The organism is Citrobacter sp. Cpo040, assembly GCF_030332915.1.
Lineage (GTDB): Bacteria > Pseudomonadota > Gammaproteobacteria > Enterobacterales > Enterobacteriaceae > Citrobacter > Citrobacter portucalensis.
Window position 1 is genome coordinate 1 of sequence record NZ_JAOWGX010000008.1, and the last position, 265, is coordinate 265.

1 tRNA gene is annotated in these 265 nt (G+C 54.0%); it reads right to left on the reverse strand.

Annotation, left to right across the window (positions count from 1 at the left end):
- Positions 1-9: 9 nt before the first annotated feature.
- A tRNA-Ala gene (locus OGX86_RS00255) sits at positions 10-85 on the reverse strand.
- Positions 86-265 lie beyond the last annotated feature (180 nt).

Below are 265 nucleotides of genomic sequence, written 5' to 3' on the forward strand. Positions count from 1 at the left end.
AGTAAGGGATGGTGGAGCTATGCGGGATCGAACCGCAGACCTCCTGCGTGCAAGGCAGGCGCTCTCCCAGCTGAGCTATAGCCCCATCGTAGTTATCTCATTCACCTTAATTCTTGCTGAGACAAGGCGTGGAGCGGCGAAGCATACTGAAGTATGCGAGTCGTTTCACAACGCGGTATCAGAAAGAATTTGGTAGGCCTGAGTGGACTTGAACCACCGACCTCACCCTTATCAGGGGTGCGCTCTAACCACCTGAGCTACAAGC